The following is a 26300-nucleotide window of genomic DNA, read 5'->3' on the forward strand; positions in this document are numbered from 1 at the left end:
AACGAAGTTTTGATAAGTTTCGTGTGCAATAAACGTTGGTTTCATTTTGGCACCTCAATCACAAGTAGTAAGGGAAAATAATCCCTTCACCGGCGATTATTGTGGTGTTTTTGAAAAGTCAAGTGTTTCTTGTCGAATTCGAGGAAATATTTTGATAATTAATTTCCAGTTTTAAAAAAATGAACATTAAAAAATCCCACCTAAAATAGGAGGGATGAAATAAATTGGTTTGAGTAAAATCCTTGAACCACAAAGCTCGGCGAATGCCGAGAGTCTATTAAGAAAAGAGGAGGACGATATATTATGAGAGAAATTAAAATAAAGGATAATAAAGATTTTATTTTAGAATACATCCATGGAGTACATGGGCAAAAAATTATAATTACTAAGGCTGGGGAATGCTATCGAGTAGATTGCAATACTATTTCAGGTGAAAATGAATATGAATTTCCATTAAATCAGTTCAATGAATTATCCCCATTCCAACTATATAAATACCTTGATGAGAATAACTTTGCGCTAACCCTTTTTGATGAAAATGAAGGTGATATTGTGATTCAAGCAGAAAGAATAGAATTTAGGGATTTATGTGATACCGAAGAAGAACTTTTAAAGTATATAAAATGGGATTTAGTTGATCATCTAGTTGATCTTGCTTACATTGAGGAAGAAGACGAGGAAGAGTATCAGGATTTCAAAGATGATTTATTAGATGCTTCTACCAAAGAAGAAATACAAAAACTATTAAATCACTACATAGAACTAAATGGAAAATATAGTATTGAAGATAAAATCGATAGTTTCATGTTCCTCATTTAATTCCTTGTTTGGCGAACCGTATTACAAATAGGGGTAGAATAAAGGAAGGGATTGGCAATGAAAAGTGGATAAACAAGTCGAATTTATAAAACGTTAAGGGAACAAGTTCGGTATATGGGCAACTTGTTCCTCTTTTAGTTTCTGTAATTGACTTCGCAAATAGTCTATCTTTTTCTTTTCCCGGTTGTAATCTACCATTAATTTGAATAGTTCAAGAAGTTAAATTAGTTATTTGTACTGGTCTTCTTCCCATTTATCATAATCTTTGTCATATTGGTCAAGATTGCCGTCTCTTTCGAAATATTCTTCGACGTCTGGACGTGAACCATAATCCCAATTACCTTCTGGATCGTCTGGATGATTTGTGTAATCATTTGGATCGGCTACCATAATAATTTATTCTCCCTTCATTATTCTGAAATTGATGTAGCATATTTATTTTAACCGAATATAAATGTATGTTCCAGTGCGTCTAAACGCTTAATTTACCCACTTGTAACAAAACCCACGTTAATTTAGGTAGATGGTGTTTTTTTGCCCAAAAATCGGGGTTAATCAGTCTCTTAAATCAACTTTAGGCATGGAAGTAATACATAGTATTATAGTCAATCCTAAATGTATTTCTTCCCATAAAAAACAAGGTTTTTACTTCATTATCTTGAAGAGTCATCATGTATAAATTTTCAAAAGATAATGGAGGAGATACACTTGCAAAGAACAAATCACTCAAGAAAAACAATGGAAAATGAAATTGTTGAATTCCATCACGAAGATTACCAATTTATCATTACACGTTTTAAAAAAATCAACTGGAAGCAATACAAGGGGTTCGCTCAATATCAGTACTTTTTATTTGTGTTCGACAAAAGGCTAGCAAAGGTTAATAAAGAGGAATCTTTAACCGAAGTTTTCAATACAGAGATTAGAGACAATGTTTTTGAAACCTTTGAAAATCTTAAGCAAAATATAGATGCTATTTTGAGCGAGTATATTCTGGATGATGATGCAATCTTTGAGTGTTTAAAAGTGGTTGAAAAATTGAATCCTATTTATTTGGACAAGGACGAGGAGTGAATCCTTGTCTTTTTGATTGTTTAAATTTCCGAATATAAATTATAAAAATCTAATCCGAAAAATGCAGTAATCATCGCTTTGATGTTGAAATAAACGTAAAAGGAGGTGGAAATATTGCTTAAATTAAGTGTAGAAGAATTAGTCGAAATTAATGATTTTTATAATGGTTCATCTAGAGTCACAATCACCTATGTAACAGGCGATACCGTTCTATTAGAACTTTATGATGGTGGTGATATAGATGAGTTCATTCTTAGTAGGAGGGATTTGATAATGGTACTTAGAAACTTTTATGTTGAGGATATTTGTGACATTGTTCATTCTGGAGTTAATGGATATTTTGACGTAAAAGTAGATGAGTCTAGTGAACATTATCCAGTGCAAATTACTGTTGAAGATGGACATAAATATTACTGTAATTTAAAAGAACTTAATTATATAAAAAATATAATTGACCACCAAAAGGAATCTTAAGTAAAAAGACCTTTTTCGTAGATAGACCGAATGTACAAATGACAGAACCAGTTTTAAGATGTTATGAGTATGGCAAAATAAACTTGACAAATACAAAATTACAGTCGTTAGCGGTTAAAAACAGGTCCATATAATGGTTACCTATGATAAAATAGGAAAAAAGATGGATTTTCATTCTTATGGGGGGCTATTTATGAATATTAGAGACAACCAAGAAAAATTTTTAGATGAAATATCATTGCTAAAACAAGACTTAATTTCTACCTTGAATTCAGTTAATGTAGAGAAATTCAGAGAAGAATATAAAGGACGCTTTAGTTCAGAAAGGTTTAAGGAATATTTTGTTGAAAAGGCCGCAATACATACAGTTTTGAAATATGTCTTAATTCGTATGATCGAAGAATCGATGGCTAGGGTAAGACCTAAGTTGAATGAGGACGGATTGAAGATTTGGCATGAAATGAGTAAGAATTTTAGAAAAGATTACAATTTGTTATTTGATTTCGCCATTAACGATGTAAAAAGAGAGCAGGATCTTGGATACATATTTAAAGATACAATTTACGACGATGATGCTTTTGGAAGTAAATCAGATGGAGTTTTGAATAAACATATCCCAATACTGGCTAGGTATAATTTTTCAACCTTAGATGAAAATTCATCATTAACACTCATAGACAGTTTATTTAGTTCCGAAAAAAGGGAAGAACTTCAAAATTTCTATGAACCTTCTCCTATAGTAAATTTCTTATTACAACAATTAGGCTTGATATAAAAGGTGGTGCAATATGTTAAATAAAATTCGCTTAATAAATGATTTGAAGGAATTACATAAAGAAATCGTAATTGTTTATAAAAATATTTTTGATTATAAGTATATCAATGACCCATATTTTGTGAATTTGATTACTGAGGAATATAAAAAAGAAAATATTTCTGCAGAGGATAAAAAAGAGTCTTGGAATATACAGTATTTTCATCGATCTGCCTATACATTGCTAAATAAAATTTTATTTATTCGTATATGTGAAGATAAAGGATTCATGTTGAATGATGAAGATAAAATCATGGACCAAGAAATTAATACTAATGCGGGGCAAAAGTTGTCTATGCTTGGATTACAAAAGTGGACAAGCCTCATTTCAAATTACAGTCTGTCTGAATTGATAAGATTTGCTTTTAAAGACATGAACCGATCTTATTATAATATTACTTTGTACAAAGAGGATAAGTATGATTGGCTAATACCTAACAAAAAAGATGTAGAACTTTTATTTGGTGATGAAGATTCAAATAGCAAAAAGTTATTTTATGATTTCGAATCACTAATAAAGAATATTATTGAAGTTTTAGATACCTCAAGATATAACTTTGGTGACTCATCAGATAACGTTTTAGGAGACGTTTATGAGAACTTTATGGATCGTGATACACGTAAAGCATTGGGGCAATTTTATACACCAGACTTTGTTATTGAGTATATCTTAGAAAATACAGTTAAAAATGTTGATATTATTTCAAACCCTTTTGTTAAGGTATTGGACCCATCCTGTGGATCTGGTCACTTCTTAACCATGGCATACGATTTGTTAAGAGAGAAATTTGAAGAGAATATTGATAGGCTACGTGAAAAATATAAAAGTGAAATCTATGAAATATCAGTTGGTGATAATAAATTCAATATTAAAGGAATTGACTATTGGTCTAAAAAGTATTTGCACTATCATTTATTAAAACATTGTATATATGGCGCAGATATTGATGGATTTGCACTACAAATTACAACAATTAACCTATTGTTAAAAGACTTGGATAACTTTATAACCGATGAACTAAATATCATTGAATGTGACAGTTTAATTAAATGGGAAAGAGATTACGAATGGTTATCACTAAAGGAACAATTAGAAACAGGGGATTTATTGTTGGAAGTTAAGCATAGAAATATTCTAGGGGTAAAAGAGACCTTAACTCCATCCTTTGAAGAAGCATATGAGATAGTTAATAAAGGGGCTTTTTGGTCAAATGAATTTGACTATATTGTAGGTAATCCACCATATATAACCGTTGGTGGTAAATACACGGAACTACTAGAGGATATCTATGAAGGGTATTTATCCACAAACTATAAATTTTCCGACTATAAAATGAACACTTATATTTTGTTTATGGAACGGGGAATGGATGTTTTAAAAGAAAACGGAAGTTTATCATATATTACTCCACGGGCCGTACTTGATAATTATTATTTTAAAAATATAAGAAAATTTATATTGGATAATCTAAAAATCAATTCACTAATTGAAATAAATTCAAAAGTATTTGATATGGCGGAAACAGGGGGAAATGCAATATTTGTTTTGGAAAAACAATCTTTAGAGTATAACTATGAAATAGATGTGGCTAAAGTAAATAACAATGACGAGTTACAAAACTTGAATTTTACAAAATTAAGCCAGTCTAATTTCCTAAATAACAACAACTATAATTTTACTATAGGCAGTTCTTCAAGTTATGAGATTATTTCCAAAATAAAACAAAACACAGTCCCTCTTGGTGATATTTTTGAAATAAAGAACGGAGTTAACACAGGTAATGCTGCTAATGTGCTACTGTCTGATAACAAATTAGATGACAGGTACTTACCAATTATAGAGGGTAAGGATATACAAAGATTTAATGTAAATTGGGGTGGGTTATTTATATGTTACGACAAAGACATAAGGGAGAAAATTGATTTAAAGAGCCTAAAGACGAAGCAAAAGAAAATTGATTTTGCACTTAGAACAATTGATATATTTTCTAGAGAAAAGATAGTAGTTCGTCAAACAGGTGATAAACTTATTAGTGCAATTGAAAATCAAAAGTATATTACACGTCATTCAGTCCATTTAATGTATCCTAAAGAGGAATCATCGATTAAATCCCAAAAATATATAACTTGTTTATTGAATTCAATATTAATGAATTTTTATTATCAAACAGTAATTCCAGAAAAAAAGAAAGCATTTGCTGAAGTAAAGATTGTAAACTTGGAATATTTACCCATAAGAAAAATATCGACCGATAAAATTCAATTGTTTGAGATACTTTATGACAAACTATTTGAAGGGTATTCAAAACTAGAGCAATTTAAAGAAGAGTCAATTGAAATATTTATGAAAAATGACTTTATGGAAATCAAAAAATATCTTGATAAAAAAGGAGAACTTTTAGGAGAAATATCTTTACTTACAACGGAAATAAATAAAAATATATTTGATATTTATGAAATGGATTTAGATGAAATTAAAAGTATTTATAAATTGAGTGATATGGAAATGTCAAAAGAAGAGGAAATAATCTATAGTAGTAATGGCGCTGTAGGAAAAAGCGAAATATTATCTAAAACCATAAATGAAATTAAAAAGATATTGGACCCAGAGAGTTTCATTAACGAACATGTTAATAATAATTTATCATTAACTGATATGAGCAAAAAGTACAATTCACATCTAATTACAATTAACTATCTTAGGGAAAATTACTCCAGTGAAAATGCAAAGGAAGAACCTTGGATATTCTATAACTTTTCTGAGGTATACGAGACCATTGACACTAAAATTCGCAAGAAAGCACTAAATTTATTGAGGGAAGAAATGGAATATACCTCTTTAACGAAGTTAAGTGAGAAATTATTGGAGATTAATCCCGAATTAATAGTTGCAATGGAGAATTATAAGAAAGACTTTCCAGTTAAAAAACAAAAAGAAATCATAAAAAAAGCAATTAATGATCAAGCAAGTACTTGGAGTTCTTTTGTGAAAAACAAAGGTAAAAATAAACAATTTGTTAAATATGATACTAATATATATGGACTGTCTGATTGGGAGGATGAAGTGCATAAAAGGTATTTTATTGATTTAGTCAACTATTATACTTCAAAAAATGAAGCGAACTTTGTTGGAACTATATTTGAAGGATTGTCTAAGACGAAAAAGAAAGCAGAGGCTGCCTTGAAATCCTTAAAAGAATTAGTCTTTAAAGATAAAGAGGAATATTTAGAAGTACTTACTGAAAAGGTAAGGAAGGCTTTTGATTAGACTGGAGGGCTAGTTAAATGGACCATATATTGCCCATGTCAGAAAGAGTGCCTGTAGATGAAACTCTACAGGCACTTGAGTATATAAGGTATGAAAGAGATAAAGACGCTGTACGGCAATATTTTGAGGATGTAATGCCATTCAGCGAGTCCACATCAATAAAATATCGTAGAAGGCTATTTGAGCGTTATGTAGTTTTGGAAGAGGAACAAGTTGTTTACACTCCTTTTCTAGAAATACTCAGTGAAATCGGTAGTTACCAAACCAAGAAGGAAATATTGTTTTACATGACTGTTGTTAAAACTTTAACACTTCAAATTGTGTTAAAGGATATTTATTCAGGCAAGTTATGCAAGCATTTCACAAAGACTGAACTAATGGATTATTTAACGCAGCGAATGATAGAACATAAAACTTCTTCGGTTGAGAAAACATTATCGGTTTTAACAACTATCCTAAAGGATTTTAATATTATATCTGCCAAAGAAGATCCCTTAAAAAATGAAACTAGTTTTGTTGTGAATGAACGATTGCGACCAACAAATGAGACAGTTGCATTTAGTTTATACTATGAATTTTTTGTAGTTCAGGATAATCGAATTCCAAGGACAGAAAGGTTACATAATGCAGAGACATTTAAATATTTATTAATTGACCGTTTTTTGGCAGATAGATATATAAAATGGCTAATTACAAATAACTATTTAGAATTCCATAAAATGGGGGCAAATGAACAATACCAGTTTACATGTTCTTCATTAGATGACTTTGTTAAAAAGGTGATAGAAAATGTTGAAGAATAAAATAAGTTCAAAAATATCTTCAATGGCAAAAAGGAAGTTGCTTTTTATTATCGGAGAACACCAAAATGGTAAGACAAAGGGAGTTCAAAGTTTTTTAAATGAACAATTTGGCGATTCTTGGGACAACTATTACATTGATTTAGGGGTGTACTTACAAAGTCAATTAAACGAAGAACAAATTGAAACATATAGCATGTTCCCAGAGGAATTTGAGTACGATTCTGTTAATATTATTTCCGAACTTTTTAATGTTAAGTCAGAGGATCTACTAGTGATAGACCACTGTGAATGGTTATTTGCTGAAAACCAAACAGAATGGTTAAAAATATTAATGAGGGAGTCAGAAGATAATAGGACAATCATTGTTATAGTTCCAGAGGAATATAGTGAACTTGTACCATCACAAGCATACAGTGTTATTCATTGGGGAGGAGGATCACAATGAAGATTAGGGATATAATTGAAGTACCCGATATAGATAAAATTGTAAAGTTAAAAGAGAATTTATCAGAGGATGCAGACCAACAAAAGATTGAGGAACTCCTTAAAGGCTATGTCATCACTAGTAATGTAGCGGAAAATTTGGAAAGGTTCTTCTATAGTATTGTAACAGCACCTGATAAGGGGAAAGGTTTCCAAATTACAGGTTTACCGGGTTCAGGTAAATCACACTTTTTATCTGTAATTGGATTATTGATGCAAGATGAGCATGCATTTGATTTACTGCAAATAAAAAGTGAAATTATCAATAAGGGAAAAACATTTGTGAAAGGTAAAAAGATATTTACTGTACCGCTTGTTGCAGAAGAAGGAGGAGCAAATGTTTCCTTAGAAGATATGTTTTTTAAGGCAGCAGAGGATATAACGGGTTTTCCTTTTACAGATGAAAGCGATTATATTCGTCAGTTTGAAGAGGCGATTATTGGCAATGATAATTTTAACCAGAAGTTTTCGGATTTCATAAGTGAGAAATCTAATCAGAAATATAGAAGTTGGTATGATATTAAGGAGAAACTAAATAGTAAACGATCCTTAACAGGAGCAGCCAAAGAATTTATTAACAAGGAAAAGATTTCTTTCTTTAATCCTGATCGAGGACGTACAGAACGAATAGAGTATTTGTTTAATTATTTAGTGGAAGAAGATTTTGATGGACTCTTGGTGTTAATCGATGAATTATCTGAATATCTAAATGATAGAGGAAATAACGCTAGAAATGACGCTTTATTTTTAAAACAGTTATTAGAGTATGAAAGTAAATTACCCGCTTGGATAATTGGTTCATTTCTTAACGCGTTGAATGATATTACGGTACCTGATGTTTATCAGTTAATGAGGGACCGTTTCCCTTCTGAAAATCAGTTACGTTTAACTGTAACAGATGTAGAAGATATTATTGATCAGCGATTAATAGTTAAAAATAATAAGGATAGAATTAAAGAAATTGCTACAATTCTTGAAGACAAATACAATGCTTTTAAAAAAACCGATCTTAACCAATTTCTTAAAACATACCCTTTGCACCCTGAAACTTTAAACCTATTGTCAAAGTCCCTTCGATTCTTATCCCGACAGAGGTCGCTTGTTGACTTCATATTGACAGAAGTAAAAGGTAATAAAGACGGAGAAGGTATATTAGATAGAGACGAAATGCATTTAGTAACCCCTGACCGTATATACACTCATTTTCAGGATCGTATAAAAGAGGATGCGAGTAAAAGAGAAATCTTTGAAATAATTTATGCTTACTATATGGGGCTTGAAGGTGATGCAAAGGGAAGAATAAGTGAATTATTCGAAGGGGAAGAGAAGGACCACGCTATTAAATTAATTAATCTGATGACTCTATTAAAGGTATTGGATTTGGAAGAGGACTACAACGTAAGGGATTTAACTTATATGATCCAATATCCTAAACTTGAGGGTGACTTAGCAGAGAGTAAAGTTAACAAACTACTTTATAAAATGTTTGACAAAGGGCGTTATATCGAGTTTATAGACAAAGAAAATGCCGGAGATAATATTTATTATATTAGTAAGGACACTAGTGTAGTAACAAAGATTAAGAATGATACAAAGCAGGTTTTAAATACACTTGAAAGCAAGAATAGTTCCATTATTGTGGATGAAGTAATGAGGGCACTTGTGAGAGAGCCGCTTCCGATCTCTCAATACAACGAACCTTCAACCTATACCGCTGCGAAATGGAATAATACTGAACGCCAAGGAATAATCCAATATGGCCGTATAGATGATATAGCGAAAAAGGAAATATTAAATCGTGCTTTAAGAAATATTAAGGATTCTGAAACTGATTACTATCTGTTTATTGGTACATTTTTGGATATTGATTATCAAAAGCAATCTTTCAAACAAGCAACAGATTCTATATTAGAGGGAAATGTTTCTAATTTAAGTCTATTTGGTGGTAGTAAAGATACAACAAAAGAATTAGATAAGCGTTTACTGAACAATATCATTTGCTGGCTACCATCAAAACAACTAGATAGTCAAGAAGGAAAAAAGGACCTTGAAGAACTTAAACGTTATTACGCCCATTTAAAAGTACTTAACAATTATAAAGAAGAGTATGAATACTCAGCAACAAAAGAGTTACAAGAGGCAATTGAAAAACTACAAGAGACAATTTACAGAGATGAAGATAATGTCCAAATAATTTTGCAGAACTTGTATTTAAATGGTTCAGTTTTTACGTATGAGGGTGAACTGGACGATTCAAAATTATTATCAGAATCATTTACCAAAATAACTCAATCAATTATTTCAGCCGCTCTAAAACATTCGTTTAGTGATCATACTTTTATCAGACCTGAAGAGTATATTCCACTATCTGAGCAAATGCTTAACAGGTTCGTTGGCAATTATATATTCGGAGTAAAGGATTTTAATGAGGCACCTCATAATGAGCAGAGGATTATTACACACATTGTTCAAAAGTTTGGAGAGGTTGAACAAGTTGAGGGGAAAACAAAATTTAGACTAAATAGTAACGATAATAAGTTAATAAAATTAGTAATCGATACTGTCTCGAATTCCAACTCTGGAGAGGTAACTTATAACGAATTGTATAAGACAGTGCGAAAATCATCATTCGGTCCAGATAAAAATACGGTTGAATTATTATTTTCGCTACTTATGAAAAAGGGTTATTTACTTCCAGTGAAGAGTGATGAACGAATACAATTATCACAAGTAAAACTTCCATTAAAAACCGGAATTCATAAATTTCAATTGGGACAGTTTGTTGACACCAAATTTATCGAACCATTAATGAAATTAACTTTGGTTTTATTTGGTCGACGTTTTGAAAAGGAAGACTTAGCCTACCAAGAGGAGTTATGGGAAGACTTAGTAGCATATAAACAAAAAACGCTAGATAATGTCGATTTACTACTTCGTAAAATTGAACAATTCCAAAGTGATATCCACCTTGATAAAAGTAGTTTTAATAAAACTTACTCAATTGTTGAATCGATAAAACAATTTGTTGATAGTGTGGAGGAGTTAAATGGGTCAAAAGATGGCTTAGAATACTTTATATCCCAAAATTTGCAGTTATTTGAGGTTAGTAAGTTACAAGAACTTGATAATGCCTACCAACAAGTTGTTGATTGGTTTTTTGAGACAACCGAACAAAGCAACCAATCGGAAGTAGTAATGGTATTCAATCAGATGAATGATAACAAATTAATAATACCTTCAGCGAATAAGTATCAAACACTTAGAGAGCAAAAAGGCATAGTTGACAGTTATTTAATGGTCGGAGATGCATTTATATTTGATAATGCAAAAGAAAGGTTACTAAAAGAGTTTAGAGCCTTAAAAAAGCAATATGAAAAACTTTATATCATTGAGCATCATGAGCAAAATAATCAGGAAGTATTCCAAGCCATAGAAGATATAAGACACAGTGAAGATTACTTATTCCTTGAAAAGATTAACCAAATTGAAAATATTAGTGTCGATTATGACTTTATTAATATTCAGGCAGCCTTAGCAAAAGAGTGGAACAAGGCTTGTCATGAATCTCCTTCTAGGTTCCTAGAAAGTAATTGGACGTGTACTTGTGGTTTTGAACTAGGCAGCCAAATCATAGTTAACAGTCCAGCAGAATTTATTGAATCAATTAATGAAGCAATAAAAAAATATATGATCTCATTAACAGAAACATTTAATCGAGATAAAATCAAGAAAAGAATAGATTACCTCAAGGAGATAAAAAAGCAAACGAGTGTTGTTTTATTGGCTGAAAAAATGCTTGAGTTAGAATTAGATGAAAATATCACAAATAAGTACCGTGCATTATTGGAAGAACATCCAGAGTTAATTGTATTTATTAATGAAGCCCTTAGTGCGGATGCAAAAGTAGTTGAACGTGATATTAACAAACTTATTGAAGCCTTTAAAAACAAGGCATATCCAAAACGAGAGTTGTTGCTAAAATTTAAGAAAATGATTGATGCACAGGGAAATATTGAAGATGATCAATATATAAAGTTTGTAGACATTGAGGATTGATAAAATGGCAAACGAAATTTATAAGTATTATTTAGCAAAATATATTGAATTGATAAAAGATACTGTTCCCATGCATCCAATTATAGTTCTAAGGGATGATAATGGCTTATTTACGGACATTGAGGATATAGAAATTTCTTTTCTATATCCCCACCATGTTTATAAAATTGAAGACCATCATGGGTTTAGAAAAAGGTTTGAACATTTAAAACAAGGCTTAAATAAAGATGATTATTATATTTTTATTGTTAATAAGTCAGAATTAATAATGAAAATACAAGATTTTACTAAACGTGCTTATAAAAAGGTTATTCATGAAGTCAATTTAAAGGATTTTCTTAATCAAATTGAGCAAGGTCTAAACTGGCATGAGCGAATAAATGACTATGCAGCAAGTGACATAGAAAAAACCTTTGAACGTTTACTTATGTATAGAAAGACTATCCCTAAGAAAAATATTAATCGGGAAGAAACGGACCTAATTCTTTTATCCGCAATTTATGAAATGGATGCTACTAAACTATCTGATTTGGCAGATTGCTATATATACTATCGGAACATTTTAGATGTTTATAGTTTAAATAAGCCGTTAGATGTTGAGGTCAACCTACAAAATCTAATGATTACAGTCTTTAAATACTTCCATGGAGAATTTGTGGGAAATATAATAAGAAATTCCCTATTTGAACCTTTCGACAAATCGATATGGATTTCTCTAGTTTTAAAACAATTTAATCAATTAACAGATGAAAACCTACAAAAAGTTTTAGGAAATGATTACACAGAGTTGAAAGATTTAGATTTCAATGAATTAGTTGCCTTGGCAGAAAGAGTTGAAAGAAAAGAAAAGAAATTATATCTACAAAAGCGAGACCAAGCAGAAAAACTGATTAGAAAATGTGATATTTCCTTATATCAAAAGGCAGAAGATTATGTTTTATTCGTTAAGGAAAATCAAAATTCCCCAACATCAATCGTTACTGGAATAAAAAGTGTTTTGAAAGATTTTAATTTAGAAGGTGCAAAAAAATTATATAGATATTCCTTTGAGGATTTAAAAGAGGTATCAAATATAGTTGAAGGTATCCCCTATCAAATTAACTCTGTAAAAAGTGCACAAACGTTTTTAAAATCCCTAGTTACTTGGTTAGATAATATTTATGAATTGGAAGGGGACACAGTCAATTTAATTAACTCTATAAATGATTATAACCAATGGTATCAACTCTTTACTGAAAAGTTATATGACTTGGAATATGAACTCAGTGAAATTAGATATAGTTTGGATGCAGAATCATTTATTGAATCTAGAAGGTATGAGGCGTTAGAAATAAGATTAAATAATATTTTAAACGTATTTAGAAAAACATTTGCGAAGTTTATTGAGGATCATTATCCTAATTGGTTGGAACACGGTTCAGAGCAACCGATATTAAACCATAGCATCTCAAATTTTATACCAGTAGAAACGGGTAAAGTGGTATTTGCTATTTTTGATGGTATGAGATATGACGCGTGGAAGAAAGTTGTTGAACCTTATTTCCAATCCTTATTAATCGAAAGGGAAGTATATAATGGTCATAGTTTAGCCATGTTACCATCAATAACCTCTCTTTCCCGTGAAGCCATCTATAATAACATTCGTTCTAGATATAGTAGCGAAATTAATTATATAACAAAATCAGAAAGTGAAGCAAGACAACAAGAAGTAAGAGATTCTTTATTAATGGATAAGCGTATTAACATTCTTATTTTTAATATGTTTGATAAGGAAGGTCATTCCTCTACACAAGGGCTGTCCGTGTTTTATAAAAGACAGAAAGAGGTATTTGAAGCAAGTATCAGAGAGTTAATCAATACTCTACCTGAAGATGTTCATATCGTAATCGCATCCGACCATGGTTTTGCAAAGGTTAATAATTATATAAAAGTGGATGATGCAAGTCAGGTAAAATCGAGATATGTTGTCTCATCAAATGAAGTTCCCGAAAGTATTAAGATAGGTGAGTATAAACTTTCATATACGGATAAGGGCTACTATTATGGTGGAGGAGAACGAGATTTATATAGCCATGGAGGAGCAAGTTTTGAAGAAGTAATTTTACCGTTTGTTCACATTAAACCTAAGAAGTCTATTCACATGGCTATTAATGAGCCAGTTAATGACAGTAGTTTTAAATTAATTGTAAGAGAAGAGGAAATAAATTTAAATCTCTCTCTAAATAACAAAGAAAAAGTAATATTAGATACTTTAAGTCGAACAAATCAATTAACAACTAGAGATATCGAAAGTATGCTTATTAATAGATTCGGTGAAGCAGGCATGGTAGATGGTATGATGAAGCGCTTGAACCGAAAATTAGCAAGGAGTGGAGAATTAAAGTTAGATATCAGTTCCGCGGGCGAAATTATTGTTTATAAATTAGTACGATAATTTTAAGGTAGGTGAAATTAAATGAGTGAGTCTGTTACAAGTAATATAATAAAGGCATTAAGAAATGGTACAGTTCCTGCTGAGGGTACAGAAAAAATTGCAGTAGGTATTGATAAAGAACTAGAGCAAATAGAAAGCCAGATAAATGAGGTACACAGTGGTAGAACAGATTTTAAATTTGTCATTGGAGATTATGGTTCTGGCAAAACCTTTTTTAGTACCGCTGTAAGAGAATTAGCGTTTGATAAAAACTTCGTCGTTTCTTCGGTCGTAATTTCTCAGGAGGCACCTCTTCATAAATTTGAGGTTCTTTATAAAAAAATTATGGATGGTATGCGAGTTAAGGACAACAAAAATGTTCCTGCATTTACATTTATCTTGGAAGAATGGTTATTAAGTATTGAGGATAAAGTGATTGAATTAACTGGGTTAGATCCTGATGAAGACCGTGAATCTTTTAATGCAGGGATGACCAAGCAGATTGACCATGAACTTCAAGTCATAGGAGCAATAGCGGCATCCTTTTCTAGTGCAGTAAGGTCTTTTTATAACGCAAAATATGAAGGGAACTCTGCGCTTTCTCAAGCAGCAGTTGCATGGCTAAAAGGGGATAAGGTTCCAAGAGAATATAAGTCAGAATTAAAAGTTACAGGTGAGGTAAATCGAGAAAATGCCTTTCAGTTCTTTAGAGCGTTATTACATATGATTAAGGCAACCGGGTATAATGGGCTATTAATTCTGTTCGATGAAGTTGAAACTGTACAGAAATTAATGACTAAGCAGATGAGAGATAATGCTTATGAAAATTTACGATTGTTTATAGATGAGGCTGATAGTAATGGATTTCCTAACTGTTATTTCCTTTACACGGGAACCACTGAGTTAATGGAAAGTGAACGGGGAATTAAAAGCCTTGAACCTCTGCATCAAAGACTAAAAGTAGATAGGGATGAGCAGTACAGAAATCTACGACAACCGGTTATTTTCCTTGATTCTTTTAATAAAGAAAAATTATTATCGGTTGCAAGAAAAGTAAGAGACATTCATGCGGACGTTTTTAATTGGGATGCTCAAAGTAAAGTTAGTGATGCATTCTTGGGAAATCTAGTTAACGAAATGACAACAGGATTTGGTGGAGAAATAGCCATAAAGCCAAGAGGATTTTTAAGAACGTTAGTTGACATATTAGATAAGTCAGAGATGTATGAAACCTATATACCAGATGAAAAATTTGAATTTAATGCTGATGTCCGAAAATTAGTCGAAGAAACGGAAAATGAATCAGCACATATAATAAACTTTTAGGTGATGATTAAATGAGTAATTTTCATTTGTTATGTGAACCTCTACAAAACGGCATTATTTCAAAACTAGGTTGGAGAAATTTAACTTCGATTCAAGAGATGACGATACCTGAAGTGATTGACGGAAAGAATTTGATACTTTTAGCACCAACAGCCGGCGGAAAGACTGAAGCAGCATTCTTTCCAGTACTTCATAATATACATACCGAGGGGCTAGATGGCCTTTCGGTTATTTATGTTTCTCCTATTAAGGCTTTATTAAACAATCAAGAAGAGCGACTAAATAATCTATCATCTTTTGTATATCGGAGTGCCTTTAAGTGGCACGGTGATGTTACAAGAGGTGAAAAAGAAAAGTATTTTAAAGACCCCTCTAGTATATTAATGATTACTCCAGAATCGTTAGAGGTTATTCTAGTAAACAAAAGAATTAACAAAGATGAACTCTTTAGAAATGTTAGGTCGATAGTAGTAGATGAAATTCATTCATTTGCTGATGGAGAAAGAGGAGTTCACTTAATGGCCGTTTTGGAACGGATACAAGAATATTCAAAACATGATATACAACGTATTGGTTTATCCGCTACGGTAGGGAATCCTGAACAAATAAGTGAATGGCTACAAGGTAGCAGTAATCGTCCAAGAGGTGTGATTGATCCTCCTAAAGAGAACAAGCCAAAGAAAATTGAAATAAAATATGTTAATGATGATGAGCAATTAGGAATTGAAGTGTATAAGAGAGCCTTTGGGAAGAAAGCCTTATTATTTTCAAATAGCAGAACAGGTGCAGAAGGTATTAAAAATGTGCTGCAAGAGAAAGGCATAGAATCATATGTACATCATTCATCTATAAATAAATATTTTAGGGAGGTTGCGGAAGAAAAATTCAAGTTAGGGAAAAACAGCACTATTATTGCAACTAGTACTCTCGAATTAGGAATTGATATAGGGGACTTAGATGTTGTATTACAACTTGATTCGCCTTACTCTGTCTCATCCTTTCTTCAAAGGATGGGACGAACAGGGCGGCGTAAGGGAAGTGTAGGACATTTTGTGTTTTTTCCAACACAAGAAGAAAAACTTGTGATTTCAATTGCCATTCTCAATTTGGCAATGAAAGGTTGGGTGGAAAATGTCCAAGTGACCAAAAAATCATTTGATTTAATGTTTCATCAGATTCTGATGCTTTCCTTAGCGTATATGGGAATAAACAAAGAACTAGCCTTCAAGATTTTAAACAAGTCCTATCCATTTTCTGCGATATCTCAAAAAGATTATTATGAATTACTAAATCACATGATTGAAGAACAATTTATCCAAATTGAAAGGGACAATATATTTATTAATTCCGAAACAGAAAAGAAATTTGGACGAAGTAATTTTATGGAACTTTACACAACTTTTGAAACGAATAAAGAGTTTACGGTACGCTTTAAAAATAGAACAATTGGCACTTTAGAAAGATGGTATGTTAATGCACTTGGAGATGAATTTCAATTTACTCTTGCAGGGGCCCACTGGCAAACATTAAAAGTTGATTATGAACGGTCTATTGTTTATGTAGAGGAGGCAAAACATTCTCTTCCACCAAGATGGATGTCAGATAGTAGGTTTTTTTCTTATGAACTTGCTCAAGAAATTTTAAAAATAGTTACTACTGAAGAAGACTACGAATTTTTAAATTCAAATGAATTATTAGTCCTATCTAGATATCGTGAAGAACTAAGGATGTCAGGATTACAAGATAATACTTTAATCATTGAAGAAAGAAAAGATGGTTATATTTTTACTACATTTGCTGGTAATCAGGTAAATTATACATTAGCCAATTCTATTCGTACTTCTAGCAATTGTTTTGATATCAGTAATTTATCTTGGAAGGGATTTAAATTAAAATGCGATAATAGAGATATGCTGCCAGAATTAACTGAAATAACAGCAGTGATTAATCATATCAAGAATGGTGAATTTTACAACAAAGATATACTATTGCAACTTAAGGAGATCGTACCAGATGTGTCCTTTTCAAAATATCAAAAATACCTACCAATAAAATTTAGAAAAGAGCAGTCGGCTGAGTATGTATATGATATAGACATGACCTTAAAGTACTTAAATAGAGTTGAGATAAGAGGAGTTAAAGATTTGATTTAACTACATGGAAAAAAGGGAGAATTATATAAAGTAAACGAAACCATTATCATATTTGGAGTAGAAATTTCTACTCTTTTAATTTTGTAAAAAGAGGAACGTATATTCCTATATAACATGTTAATTTGTAAAACTAAAAATTCAAAGAGAGAGTCTTTTCTTATTTTCCAAAAAAATATGGGTAAAAATCTATAATCTAAGTTATTTAATGGCTACATAACAATTAAGATTATAAAAAAGTTAGACTAATTACATTGTGTAACAAAAATGATTACGAGAGTTTCATTTGTTATTATATAAAAGTAGTATTTTCTATTTTCTGGGAGGGCGTGAATTTGAAATCATTAGGTCAGTATTTACCATCATTAATTAGTGAATGGCACCCGACCAAAAACGGAGAAAAGTCACCTTTTGACGTTTCATATGGCTCTGACTTTGAGGCATATTGGAAGTGTACAAATTGTAATTTTGTTTGGAAGGTACGAGTGGCTAACAGAACCCTTCATAAAACAGAATGTCCAAATTGTAATAAAAGATGGAACCATTCGTTTCCAGAACTTGCACTTCTTTATTACATAAAACAAATATTTTCCGATGCAATACTAGATTTTGAAATCGAACATGACCGTTTTAAGGGAGTAGATATTTTCATTCCATCTATCCATACCGTAATTGAATATGATGGTTACTTTTATCATAGAAAACAGTTGGATAGGGATCGTGAAAAGACGAGACTCCTTTTAGAACAAGGATATTATGTCATTCGAATTAGAGAAGGTAAATTGAAGGATTTAGGAATTATACATTCAGAACTGCAAGTTTACTTATACCACAGAAATGGAGAACCTTCAGTAAATAAATGTATTAAGGATGTCTTATTATTATTATGTAATATCCAGAATATTGACAAATTTCGACAGCAGTTAATATATAAATTCAAAGAAGAAGTAAATATCATTAAAGACACAATCCCAATTCTTGGACAATTACTTCCTGTTGTCCAAGAGAATAATCTTCTGGAAATGTATCCGGAATTAGAAAAAGAGTGGCACTTTGAAAAAAATCAACCTTTTCTACCACAACATTTCAAAGCAAAATCAAACTATTCTGTCTGGTGGAAATGTGATAAAGGTCATGAGTATGATTCGAAAATTATTAGTCGTACAAAAGGACACGGTTGCAGGTTTTGTGAAGGCTCGGAGGTTACTCAAGATAATAGTTTGTTAACGTTATATCCAAGTATTGCAAAAGAATGGCACTACCAAAAGAATGGTATGATTACCCCCGATAAAATACATGGTCGTTCTAATAAAAAAGTTTATTGGATATGTCCAAACTGCAATTCCTCATACGATAAAATTGTGAATGAACGTACTGGTGGAAGAGAAAATTGCCCTTATTGTGCAGGTAAAAGGGTTAATAACACAAATTCATTAGCAACATTGCGGCCAGATCTAGCCAAAGAATGGCACCAAACTAAGAATGATAAGAAGTCAGACGAAGTATCTACGGGTTCTCATTACTATGCTACTTGGAACTGTGATCGAGGACATACCTATCAGGCATACGTATATGAACGTAGTGGGGGAAGAGGCTGTGGAATATGTTATGAAGAAATCGGACGGTTCAAACCTCATAAGGTTTCAATTGAAAAAAGTATAATAACCAAAAAGCCCTATTTATTAGCCCAATGGGACTTTGAAAAAAACACTGTTATTCCTGAAGAGGTTGGGGCATACGCAAGGCAATTCATTTGGTGGCGGTGTTCAAACGGATGTAGTTGGCAACAAGAGCCAAATTCAAGAAATAGTTCAAGATGTAAAATTTGTAGAGTTAAAGATTAAGTTTGCTAACTAATAGTTTTTTAAGAGGTGAAATATTTGATTAACTATGTTCTTGTGCTTCTAGCATTATTGATAATAGGTGTTTCTTTGATAATTCGCGCTGGTCGTACTGAATCAAAAAATCTAGATGAAGCATATGAGTATCTAAACAAGTTTCGTGAATATGGTAATAGTATTTTCAAAGGAAAGGAGAATTACGAGGCCTATGAATGGCTAACAATGAGAGGGCCAAAAATGCAAGCCAAGGTTGGGGAATTAGGAATTGCAAGGGGGTTTATTCCCCCGTATTCAAACATTCAATATAACACATATCAAATTATCGTAAATGCACTTCCTACATTAAGAGATGAGGCAAGAGACCCAATGAGAGGCTATAACAGCCTTCAGAATAGTATAGTCCAAAACTACCTCACAATGATTGATGATGTGCTATTAAGGTATATAGGAAGGTTAGAAAATAGACTGGAAGATTTTAAGGCACAGTTAAAAAACCCTTTTATCTGGTTAAGAGAGGGCGTTCAATTTTTTGTGCAAATACCAATTCTCCTTTTATATTGGAGTGGATTAATTAAGTATGCTACTTATTATCGGTTCACTAATAATATCATAATAAAGTTTATAAATTTTGTTATTATTGTAGTTGGCTTACTCAGTTCAATAATCACAATTGTAACTGGATATAATCCTTTCATGGAAATATTTAATAAATATTTAGGTAATTAAAAGTAAACCGTATTTTTCAACATTGTAAACTAATGGGGCTAATATCAAGAGCATTTTCAATTATTATTAAAAATTATGCAATATTAAAATTGCTATTCAATTACACTTAATATTTAAGGTGATCAAAATGACTAAATCTGCAACTATTACAATTGAACCATTTGAGTTATCGGCATTAGAACAACTCTCTAAAATAATAGGAGATAGGTACACTGGATCGGGTATAACGGGTTTTTTCCAAAAAGCAGGATTTCCACAATATCAGCATGATGGAACAACAAAATGGAGATTTATTTACCAAGTGTTACAAGAAATCCAAACTTATCCCTCCGGACAATATCAGGTAGCGAAAATCATTCAAGTACTTTGTAACCCTCAAGAATTTATTAATAATGGCGATTATCATGAGGAAATTGTCGGACAAGTAAACGAGATTATAAAATTTTATGGCCTTAAAATTAGTATCGAGACCGGCAAAATTGTTTACACAGGAAAAAAGATACAAGTTTAAATAGAAACTCACAAGAGGTAAAAGCGTTTGATTCAAGGAATTACCATGAAGAGATTCGTAAGCACGGAAGGGATCTTTTTGCCGGAAGAAAGATATTTTCACGCTGTCTTTGAGTGCTGCAAGGCATTTGATAAGTATGTCTCAGAAAAGGCTAAATTAGATAAACATGGGTCAGATTTAATGAGTGCAGCATTATCAATGAAAGGTAGTTTAAAACTAAATAAACAAGTAACTGAAACAAATCGCAATGAGCAAGAAGGTATTATGCACCTTTGTATGGGTGTTATGAGAGCGATTCGTAATCCTAAAGGGCATGAACTTGCCCTAGAATGGCCGATTGATGTCAAGGATGCTCTAGATATTCTTTCTTTGTTAAGTTTCTTATTTCGCCAAATAGATAAGTCTATTTATTGGGAATAAACTTTCTGTGTTGGAATATCAGGAAGCCGATGTAACTTTGTTTAATTTGTGTTTCAAGAAAAGAGTGAGAAATTCTCACTCTTTAAATTCGTCCATTTTAATATGATTAGATAAAATTGAATAAAACTGTATAGAAGTACTTAATTTATTGTATTGTTGTTGCTTGTTGCTTTTTTGCATTAGTAAGTATCTCATTAATATTCCACCATTCGTTGTTAGGAAATGTTTTCATTATTAGAGTTGTTCTAATATCACGATAGGAATCTACCTTATCAACTGATAATGTAACTGTAATTTCTGTTTCCGCTTCGAGCCAATTAAGATTTAATTCATAGGTATTCGGCCGATTTTCTGGCAATCCAGAGATGGGATTCCTTGTTACCTTTATTAAACCTAACTGTTCAAGTTCTTTAATATGATCAATTGCTTTGTTCTTAGAGCATCGTGCAGCAGTCGCTATTTGTTCATATGTCATATAGAATTGTCTATTCTTATCTCTGAAGCGTTTGGAATGAATTAGTAATGCGTTAATTGTAAGGTGTAACTTTTTGGGATATTGATAAATAGTTAACATTTCACTTCTGGTCACTGTAATCTCTGTTTTTCCCTCAGTCAGCCCTATGTTTTTATTATAAACTTGATTAACAATCCGTGAAATTTCTCGATAGCATTCTTTCAGTGGAGTTTGATAATATTTTGGATCTTGTTTCTCCATCCATTCATTAAGCCTTTGCTCACACTCTTGTTTTGAAATCTTTAGGGTATTAAAATAGATGGCTAGTTTACAAAGAGAAGCATTTCTGGAATTCGGTGTCCTTATGCCATTTTTGTATAATGACGCTAATGAATTCGGAGATTCTTTGGATAAGTCTAGATTAGTTAGGTCTGGACTAATTTCTCTTTTCACGGGTTTAAGAATCCGGGATAAGTCAGTTTTATCTGGTAAATCATTAATTAAATCCTTTAAAACATCAGCATCTATAGGTTGTATTGTTAAAATAAAATCTAAGGAACGGATAGGTTTAAAGCCATTGTGAACGTCAACATACCAGCAAATATTATCGTGTTGATTTTTATTTTTAAAATTTATACTCAGAGGGAGTTTTAAGCCTTGAGTAGGAGAAGGTCTTTTTTCTATTTTTCCGTTTATATTTCCATTAAGAAGATTTAGTGTTGATTCAACCGCAGCATTATATAGTTTTTCCATAGACTTGTATGGAATTTCCTTTGAAAAGTAAATATCGACATGATATCCCTTAGTACCGCTCCAACTTGTGAAGATTTTATCGGTAGGGATACCCAAGTCATTTAAAGATTCATAGAGAGCCAAAACCACCCTCTTTGCCTCTGTTTTATCGGGGACATCTACATCAAATGTCATAAATTTTGTTAGTGTTTTTCTGCAAAAAATCCCGTATGTATTTTCTCTCATTAAGTGCGACACTAAAAATCCATCGTGCAGACGTTTATGACTTTTGTTTTCATACGCATTAAAAGTTTGATAACCATTGCCATCGTTATTTTGTTTGATGTACTTGTATCTTACTGTAATGAATAACTCCTTTAATTTGTCCAAAACTGCATTTAATTCATCCAAAAAATCACGTCCTTTCTATTCTTTAATCAAATTTTCTTTTTTAATATTCTCCCTTAATACAAAGTTAACGGCTTAATATTGTTATATCATAAGAGCAAAGAGACCAGATTAATATGTTTGAACATAATTGTGGCGAGTTTCGTGAAAATGTGAAATACCTATTTAATCCAGATATTCTAAGCATATAAAAACATTTTAAAAACAATAATTAAGTACTTCTGTACTATAATTTTTAATTACGTCTATCTATACTAGTATGGCTTTTTAAGGAATATTTTTATTTTGAAATTTAACAGATTGAAAACAAGGATAGAGCATATGTGTGTATAAAGTAATATGTGTAAAATATTTTCACTAGAAAGGTGTGTACACTCATATGGTTAGCAAGGAAAGACAAAAGAAATTGGATTACGTTAAGGCGATTCACAATGATTATACTATTGTCATTGCAAAGCATCCCCGCTTCGAATGGGTAAATCATTCGGAAAGCGAGTTTATTTACTTTTTATACATTACGAAAAGTCAAAAGTGTTTCGTAGATAAAAATACAGCCCGTATGGGTGAATACAATATCCTTTGTTTTCAAAATTTCTATTCATCCTTCATAAGCCTAATGAAGGTGATTGTACCTATACTGGCTGAATATATTTTAGACAACGACGAACTCTTTAAAATAATCATGTTATGTGAGGAATTAGAAGATCCGGATGAAGAGCCACTTCATGAGAAGGATAGCGATGAATGATTAGCAACGGCAAGGATACTATCCTTGCTATTTTTTATTTACAAAAATCTACAACAATATCTATATGGGTTTCATTAATAATAAAGGTTTTTCCTTCTTAAAAAAGAAGTTACAAATAGAGCATTCCCTTGAAATAGGGGATTAAAAAGAAGGGAGAGGAGATGAATGGGCAAATATGAATATAGCGTTCATGAGTTAATTAGAATAAATGAGTTATTTAACGATGCAGCAAGTGTCCTATTGCATAACTTAAATAAATTTGTTTATGTGGAAATAATTGACCGTGAGGGTGAAAAAAATTGTTTTACCCTGACTAAAAGAGATTTTAAGGCGATTCAAACTGATTTTTTTATAAGCATACTTAATGATATTATCCTAGACGGATTGGACGATGAACTAATTATGAGTGTTAAATTAAATCCCAGTGTTGAGAATTTTCCGGTTGAAATTATTTTTACGTATCAAAATGAAATTCATGAAAGGTACTTTTGCAATTTCAAAGAACTCGGATTTATCTATAATTCATTGAAAAAACAAAAAGAAAATGTTAATTAGATAAAAATAATTAAAGGACAAAGCGATAGTGTGCTCACCAATGACAAAGCCTGTGCCAACATAATATTTGATCGTTAATGTTGGTGCAAATGTAGGGAGGTGTGCATATGCAATTGACAAATGAATCAACGATCATGGGAATAGATGCCTCATTATCTTCTACTGGCGTTGCTATAACAACCCTCGAACAAAAAATTGTCATTCTTCATACAATAAAAACCAATGCTGATACACCCATTCACAAAAGGATTCATTTTGTATATATGGAACTTGAAAAAATAATTGACGATCACTATGTACAACTTATTTTATGTGAAAATAATTATACTGGTGGAAGTAAGGAAGTAAATTGGGTTATAGGAATAATCTTTCTCATTGCAGCAAATAAAGGGATAGCAATAAAGACATATGCTCCGGCTTCCATTAAGAAGGCTGTCACAGGTAATGGAGGGGCCAGTAAGAAAGAAATAAAACCGGCTATTCATAAAATTTACGGTGTTCTAAGAACTAACGAGCATGTACGTGATGCATTGTGGATCATACATTGTTATTTTGTCAAAGAAGGAGAGGTAAGAGATTTATAAATTAACGGCTCAGTAGTATTGCATATTGAAGAGTAAACATAGCGTTTGCTCTTTTTCACTTTTGTAAATACTATCAATAAAAGGAGTTGAGCATGATGTATAAACATGAAATACATAAATCATTCACATATTTATTTTTCTTTGTAGTAACAATAATTTTTTTAATCTCAACGGTTCCTATATCGTTCCAAGTTGACGAATACACATACATGACTGCCTTGATCTTTTCTATAATTGGTACGGTTTGTTTTAGTGAGATATATTTCGGATTACATGAAACAATCAAGGATAAGGATTTCCTTGCAATATTCGTACGAAATCTTTTTCTACTCTCCGTTTTTTTGATTAACTGTTCCATAGTGTTACTAGGAAATTGGTTTGTGCTGCAGTACGGACTAGTAGATACGTTAAATTATACATGGTACACAGTAATTGCTGGCTTTATATGGTTAATTAGTTTTCACATTGCCAAGATAATACCAAATCTACCAGCAATGGTATTGAAGAAGAAGGAGCAATAGATCCCGCTCCTTTTTTCTATTGTCAAAATATGTCGAATAGGTGCTTTATTTGACGTTGATTTGGCCCTGACTGTAACTCTCGATCAACGTATAATAATAGAATATCCATAATTTTCAATAGAGTGGAGGGGTTTAATATAGATTTGCTAATACCTAACAAGAAGAAAAGAGTGAATACTCACTTATATAATGCCTTGTGTAGAATGCTTTTAATCTTATTGTTTACTCCTTTGACCTTACAATTCTGGGATTACAGTTTTATGTCTTTTATCATTGTTACATATCTAACCATGCAGGCAGGGGGATTTATATATAAGCGTATGTATATTCCAACGTATCAATACGCTGTCTATGAGAATGAATATAATAAAAAAATGCCAACTGTTTTTTCGTGGGTTATGCTTACTTTAGTATTATTTGTTTCAATAATATCTGGACTGATATTATTCTTTCAAGGATATAAAGTGTTTTATATATTCTTCATGCCTTTCTTTTTCTTCATGGGGGCATTCTGTTGGAATCTAGTAATTTACACTTTCACCGAAACGAGGAAATACCATGCAGGAGATTAATTCAAATATCCGCTTTGTTGTTACACTTTTTATTTGGGCAATCATATTTTGTATTATTTATTCAGTTTTGTTTTACCCAATCAATTATTTTATCTTAAAATTTAGTCACGCTGTCTATTTTGGTTTATTTGCGGGAGTATTTATTGTTAGTGGTGTTCTGTTTCACCGTTTCTATTTGAATCTATTTGATAATGTTATAGATCATTTTCAAATCAAGAATGAGACATTTTGGAATGGTATTGCACTTATTGCTTTTAACTTTACAAGTTTGTTCGCAGGTTTCTTCATCTATATGATAACTAAGGATTTGACTTACGCGGAAGTTACTGCAATGGTTTATAGTTGCGCCTCAGTAAGTTGGTTTATACCTCTAAGTATAATAAGAAGGGAAGTAAAGGAAAGACAGATTAAGGAAGAAAAATCTAACGAAATCTTTATTGACGAAAATGGAATTAAGAGACTTTATTTTAAATTATAGTTAGGATTGATTAGTAATAATTAGTATTAGTTAATAACTATTGAGAATTTTTATTTATGATAATAACAAA

23 protein-coding genes are annotated in these 26300 nt (G+C 31.6%); 21 read left to right on the plus strand and 2 right to left on the minus strand.

Annotation, left to right across the window (positions count from 1 at the left end; genetic code table 11):
• Nucleotides 1–303 precede the first annotated feature (303 nt).
• The gene (locus tag ACOQFO_RS07080; protein ID WP_421688994.1) at nucleotides 304–819 is read left to right on the plus strand and encodes a hypothetical protein; all 516 of its coding nucleotides are present in this window, start codon (nucleotides 304–306) and stop codon (nucleotides 817–819) included.
• Nucleotides 820–1047: 228 nt separating this feature from the next.
• On the opposite strand, the gene ACOQFO_RS07085 is transcribed toward ACOQFO_RS07080, so the two are convergent.
• Nucleotides 1048–1209: a hypothetical protein gene (locus ACOQFO_RS07085; RefSeq protein ID WP_421688995.1), complete on the minus strand. Its 162-nt coding sequence runs from the start codon at nucleotides 1207–1209 to the stop codon at nucleotides 1048–1050.
• Nucleotides 1210–1527: 318 nt separating this feature from the next.
• On the opposite strand from ACOQFO_RS07085, the gene ACOQFO_RS07090 reads away from it, so the two are divergent.
• From ACOQFO_RS07090 to ACOQFO_RS07155, 14 genes are all read left to right on the plus strand, one after another.
• Entirely contained in the window at nucleotides 1528–1893 is a 366-nt protein-coding gene (locus ACOQFO_RS07090; protein ID WP_421688996.1) for a hypothetical protein, read from the plus strand.
• Between the two features lie 114 nt (nucleotides 1894–2007).
• The gene (locus tag ACOQFO_RS07095) at nucleotides 2008–2367 is read left to right on the plus strand and encodes a hypothetical protein (RefSeq protein WP_421688997.1); all 360 of its coding nucleotides are present in this window, start codon (nucleotides 2008–2010) and stop codon (nucleotides 2365–2367) included.
• A 193-nt stretch (nucleotides 2368–2560) separates the two neighbouring features.
• Nucleotides 2561–3142, plus strand: a complete 582-nt coding sequence (locus ACOQFO_RS07100) for a hypothetical protein (RefSeq protein WP_421688998.1) — start codon at nucleotides 2561–2563, stop codon at nucleotides 3140–3142.
• Nucleotides 3143–3155: 13 nt separating this feature from the next.
• The gene (locus tag ACOQFO_RS07105; protein ID WP_421688999.1) at nucleotides 3156–6449 is read left to right on the plus strand and encodes an Eco57I restriction-modification methylase domain-containing protein; all 3294 of its coding nucleotides are present in this window, start codon (nucleotides 3156–3158) and stop codon (nucleotides 6447–6449) included.
• A gap of 17 nt (nucleotides 6450–6466) precedes the next feature.
• Nucleotides 6467–7252 (plus strand): hypothetical protein, encoded by a 786-nt coding sequence (locus ACOQFO_RS07110; protein ID WP_421689000.1) that lies wholly within the window; start codon nucleotides 6467–6469, stop codon nucleotides 7250–7252.
• The gene (locus ACOQFO_RS07115; RefSeq protein WP_421689001.1) at nucleotides 7239–7697 is read left to right on the plus strand and encodes a hypothetical protein; all 459 of its coding nucleotides are present in this window, start codon (nucleotides 7239–7241) and stop codon (nucleotides 7695–7697) included. Before ACOQFO_RS07110 ends, ACOQFO_RS07115 begins: the two co-directional genes overlap by 14 nt.
• Nucleotides 7694–11791, plus strand: coding sequence for a hypothetical protein (locus ACOQFO_RS07120; protein WP_421689002.1), 4098 nt, complete (start codon nucleotides 7694–7696; stop codon nucleotides 11789–11791). The genes ACOQFO_RS07115 and ACOQFO_RS07120 overlap by 4 nt, the downstream gene beginning before the upstream one ends.
• Nucleotides 11792–11795: 4 nt before the next feature.
• On the plus strand, nucleotides 11796–14225 hold the full coding sequence (locus ACOQFO_RS07125; protein WP_421689003.1) for a PglZ domain-containing protein: 2430 nt from the start codon (nucleotides 11796–11798) through the stop codon (nucleotides 14223–14225).
• Nucleotides 14226–14246: 21 nt separating this feature from the next.
• On the plus strand, nucleotides 14247–15530 hold the full coding sequence (gene brxD / locus ACOQFO_RS07130; RefSeq protein ID WP_421689004.1) for a BREX system ATP-binding protein BrxD: 1284 nt from the start codon (nucleotides 14247–14249) through the stop codon (nucleotides 15528–15530).
• Nucleotides 15531–15541: 11 nt separating this feature from the next.
• On the plus strand, nucleotides 15542–17683 hold the full coding sequence (locus ACOQFO_RS07135; protein ID WP_421689005.1) for a DEAD/DEAH box helicase: 2142 nt from the start codon (nucleotides 15542–15544) through the stop codon (nucleotides 17681–17683).
• A gap of 332 nt (nucleotides 17684–18015) precedes the next feature.
• Nucleotides 18016–19524: a zinc-ribbon domain-containing protein gene (locus tag ACOQFO_RS07140; protein WP_421689006.1), complete on the plus strand. Its 1509-nt coding sequence runs from the start codon at nucleotides 18016–18018 to the stop codon at nucleotides 19522–19524.
• A 36-nt stretch (nucleotides 19525–19560) separates the two neighbouring features.
• A complete protein-coding gene (locus ACOQFO_RS07145) occupies nucleotides 19561–20247 on the plus strand; it encodes a hypothetical protein (protein ID WP_421689007.1) in 687 nt (228 codons plus the stop codon).
• Nucleotides 20248–20374: 127 nt separating this feature from the next.
• A complete protein-coding gene (locus ACOQFO_RS07150; protein WP_421689008.1) occupies nucleotides 20375–20758 on the plus strand; it encodes a hypothetical protein in 384 nt (127 codons plus the stop codon).
• Nucleotides 20759–20785: 27 nt separating this feature from the next.
• Nucleotides 20786–21178, plus strand: coding sequence for a TIGR02391 family protein (locus ACOQFO_RS07155; RefSeq protein ID WP_421689009.1), 393 nt, complete (start codon nucleotides 20786–20788; stop codon nucleotides 21176–21178).
• 145 nt (nucleotides 21179–21323) lie between these two features.
• Here ACOQFO_RS07155 and ACOQFO_RS07160 read toward each other — a convergent pair whose 3' ends face one another.
• Nucleotides 21324–22775: a TOTE conflict system archaeo-eukaryotic primase domain-containing protein gene (locus tag ACOQFO_RS07160; RefSeq protein ID WP_421689010.1), complete on the minus strand. Its 1452-nt coding sequence runs from the start codon at nucleotides 22773–22775 to the stop codon at nucleotides 21324–21326.
• A 376-nt stretch (nucleotides 22776–23151) separates the two neighbouring features.
• Here ACOQFO_RS07160 and ACOQFO_RS07165 point away from each other — a divergent pair, with 376 nt between their 5' ends.
• The 6 genes from ACOQFO_RS07165 to ACOQFO_RS07190 all read left to right on the plus strand — a co-directional run bounded on the left by ACOQFO_RS07165 (nucleotide 23152) and on the right by ACOQFO_RS07190 (nucleotide 26230).
• The gene (locus ACOQFO_RS07165; protein ID WP_421689011.1) at nucleotides 23152–23520 is read left to right on the plus strand and encodes a hypothetical protein; all 369 of its coding nucleotides are present in this window, start codon (nucleotides 23152–23154) and stop codon (nucleotides 23518–23520) included.
• A gap of 165 nt (nucleotides 23521–23685) precedes the next feature.
• Complete coding sequence (locus tag ACOQFO_RS07170; RefSeq protein ID WP_421689012.1) at nucleotides 23686–24075, plus strand: hypothetical protein; 390 nt, start codon at nucleotides 23686–23688, stop codon at nucleotides 24073–24075.
• A gap of 107 nt (nucleotides 24076–24182) precedes the next feature.
• Nucleotides 24183–24659 carry a crossover junction endodeoxyribonuclease RuvC gene (locus ACOQFO_RS07175; RefSeq protein ID WP_421689013.1) on the plus strand — a complete coding sequence of 159 codons (477 nt, stop codon included), beginning with the start codon at nucleotides 24183–24185 and terminating at the stop codon, nucleotides 24657–24659.
• Between the two features lie 95 nt (nucleotides 24660–24754).
• On the plus strand, nucleotides 24755–25180 hold the full coding sequence (locus ACOQFO_RS07180; protein WP_421689014.1) for a hypothetical protein: 426 nt from the start codon (nucleotides 24755–24757) through the stop codon (nucleotides 25178–25180).
• A gap of 260 nt (nucleotides 25181–25440) precedes the next feature.
• Nucleotides 25441–25752 carry a hypothetical protein gene (locus ACOQFO_RS07185; RefSeq protein WP_421689015.1) on the plus strand — a complete coding sequence of 104 codons (312 nt, stop codon included), beginning with the start codon at nucleotides 25441–25443 and terminating at the stop codon, nucleotides 25750–25752.
• On the plus strand, nucleotides 25739–26230 hold the full coding sequence (locus tag ACOQFO_RS07190) for a hypothetical protein (protein WP_421689016.1): 492 nt from the start codon (nucleotides 25739–25741) through the stop codon (nucleotides 26228–26230). Before ACOQFO_RS07185 ends, ACOQFO_RS07190 begins: the two co-directional genes overlap by 14 nt.
• Nucleotides 26231–26300 lie beyond the last annotated feature (70 nt).

The organism is Ureibacillus sp. MALMAid1270 (genome assembly GCF_049202975.1).
Taxonomy (GTDB): domain Bacteria; phylum Bacillota; class Bacilli; order Bacillales_A; family Planococcaceae; genus Ureibacillus.

Excerpts from the sequence above, each read along its gene's own strand:
- ACOQFO_RS07185 (WP_421689015.1), top strand. The coding sequence starts at position 25,441 with ATGTCTTTTATCATTGTTACATATCTAACCATGCAGGCAGGGGGATTT.
- ACOQFO_RS07165 (WP_421689011.1), top strand. The coding sequence starts at position 23,152 with ATGGTTAGCAAGGAAAGACAAAAGAAATTGGATTACGTTAAGGCGATT.
- ACOQFO_RS07110 (WP_421689000.1), top strand. The coding sequence starts at position 6,467 with ATGGACCATATATTGCCCATGTCAGAAAGAGTGCCTGTAGATGAAACT.
- ACOQFO_RS07175 (WP_421689013.1), top strand. The coding sequence starts at position 24,183 with ATGCAATTGACAAATGAATCAACGATCATGGGAATAGATGCCTCATTA.
- ACOQFO_RS07100 (WP_421688998.1), top strand. The coding sequence starts at position 2,561 with ATGAATATTAGAGACAACCAAGAAAAATTTTTAGATGAAATATCATTG.
- brxD (WP_421689004.1), top strand. The coding sequence starts at position 14,247 with ATGAGTGAGTCTGTTACAAGTAATATAATAAAGGCATTAAGAAATGGT.
- ACOQFO_RS07190 (WP_421689016.1), top strand. The coding sequence starts at position 25,739 with ATGCAGGAGATTAATTCAAATATCCGCTTTGTTGTTACACTTTTTATT.
- ACOQFO_RS07180 (WP_421689014.1), top strand. The coding sequence starts at position 24,755 with ATGTATAAACATGAAATACATAAATCATTCACATATTTATTTTTCTTT.
- ACOQFO_RS07085 (WP_421688995.1), bottom strand. The coding sequence starts at position 1,209 with ATGGTAGCCGATCCAAATGATTACACAAATCATCCAGACGATCCAGAA.
- ACOQFO_RS07115 (WP_421689001.1), top strand. The coding sequence starts at position 7,239 with ATGTTGAAGAATAAAATAAGTTCAAAAATATCTTCAATGGCAAAAAGG.
- ACOQFO_RS07150 (WP_421689008.1), top strand. The coding sequence starts at position 20,375 with ATGACTAAATCTGCAACTATTACAATTGAACCATTTGAGTTATCGGCA.
- ACOQFO_RS07105 (WP_421688999.1), top strand. The coding sequence starts at position 3,156 with ATGTTAAATAAAATTCGCTTAATAAATGATTTGAAGGAATTACATAAA.
- ACOQFO_RS07120 (WP_421689002.1), top strand. The coding sequence starts at position 7,694 with ATGAAGATTAGGGATATAATTGAAGTACCCGATATAGATAAAATTGTA.
- ACOQFO_RS07170 (WP_421689012.1), top strand. The coding sequence starts at position 23,686 with ATGGGCAAATATGAATATAGCGTTCATGAGTTAATTAGAATAAATGAG.
- ACOQFO_RS07125 (WP_421689003.1), top strand. The coding sequence starts at position 11,796 with ATGGCAAACGAAATTTATAAGTATTATTTAGCAAAATATATTGAATTG.
- ACOQFO_RS07135 (WP_421689005.1), top strand. The coding sequence starts at position 15,542 with ATGAGTAATTTTCATTTGTTATGTGAACCTCTACAAAACGGCATTATT.
- ACOQFO_RS07080 (WP_421688994.1), top strand. The coding sequence starts at position 304 with ATGAGAGAAATTAAAATAAAGGATAATAAAGATTTTATTTTAGAATAC.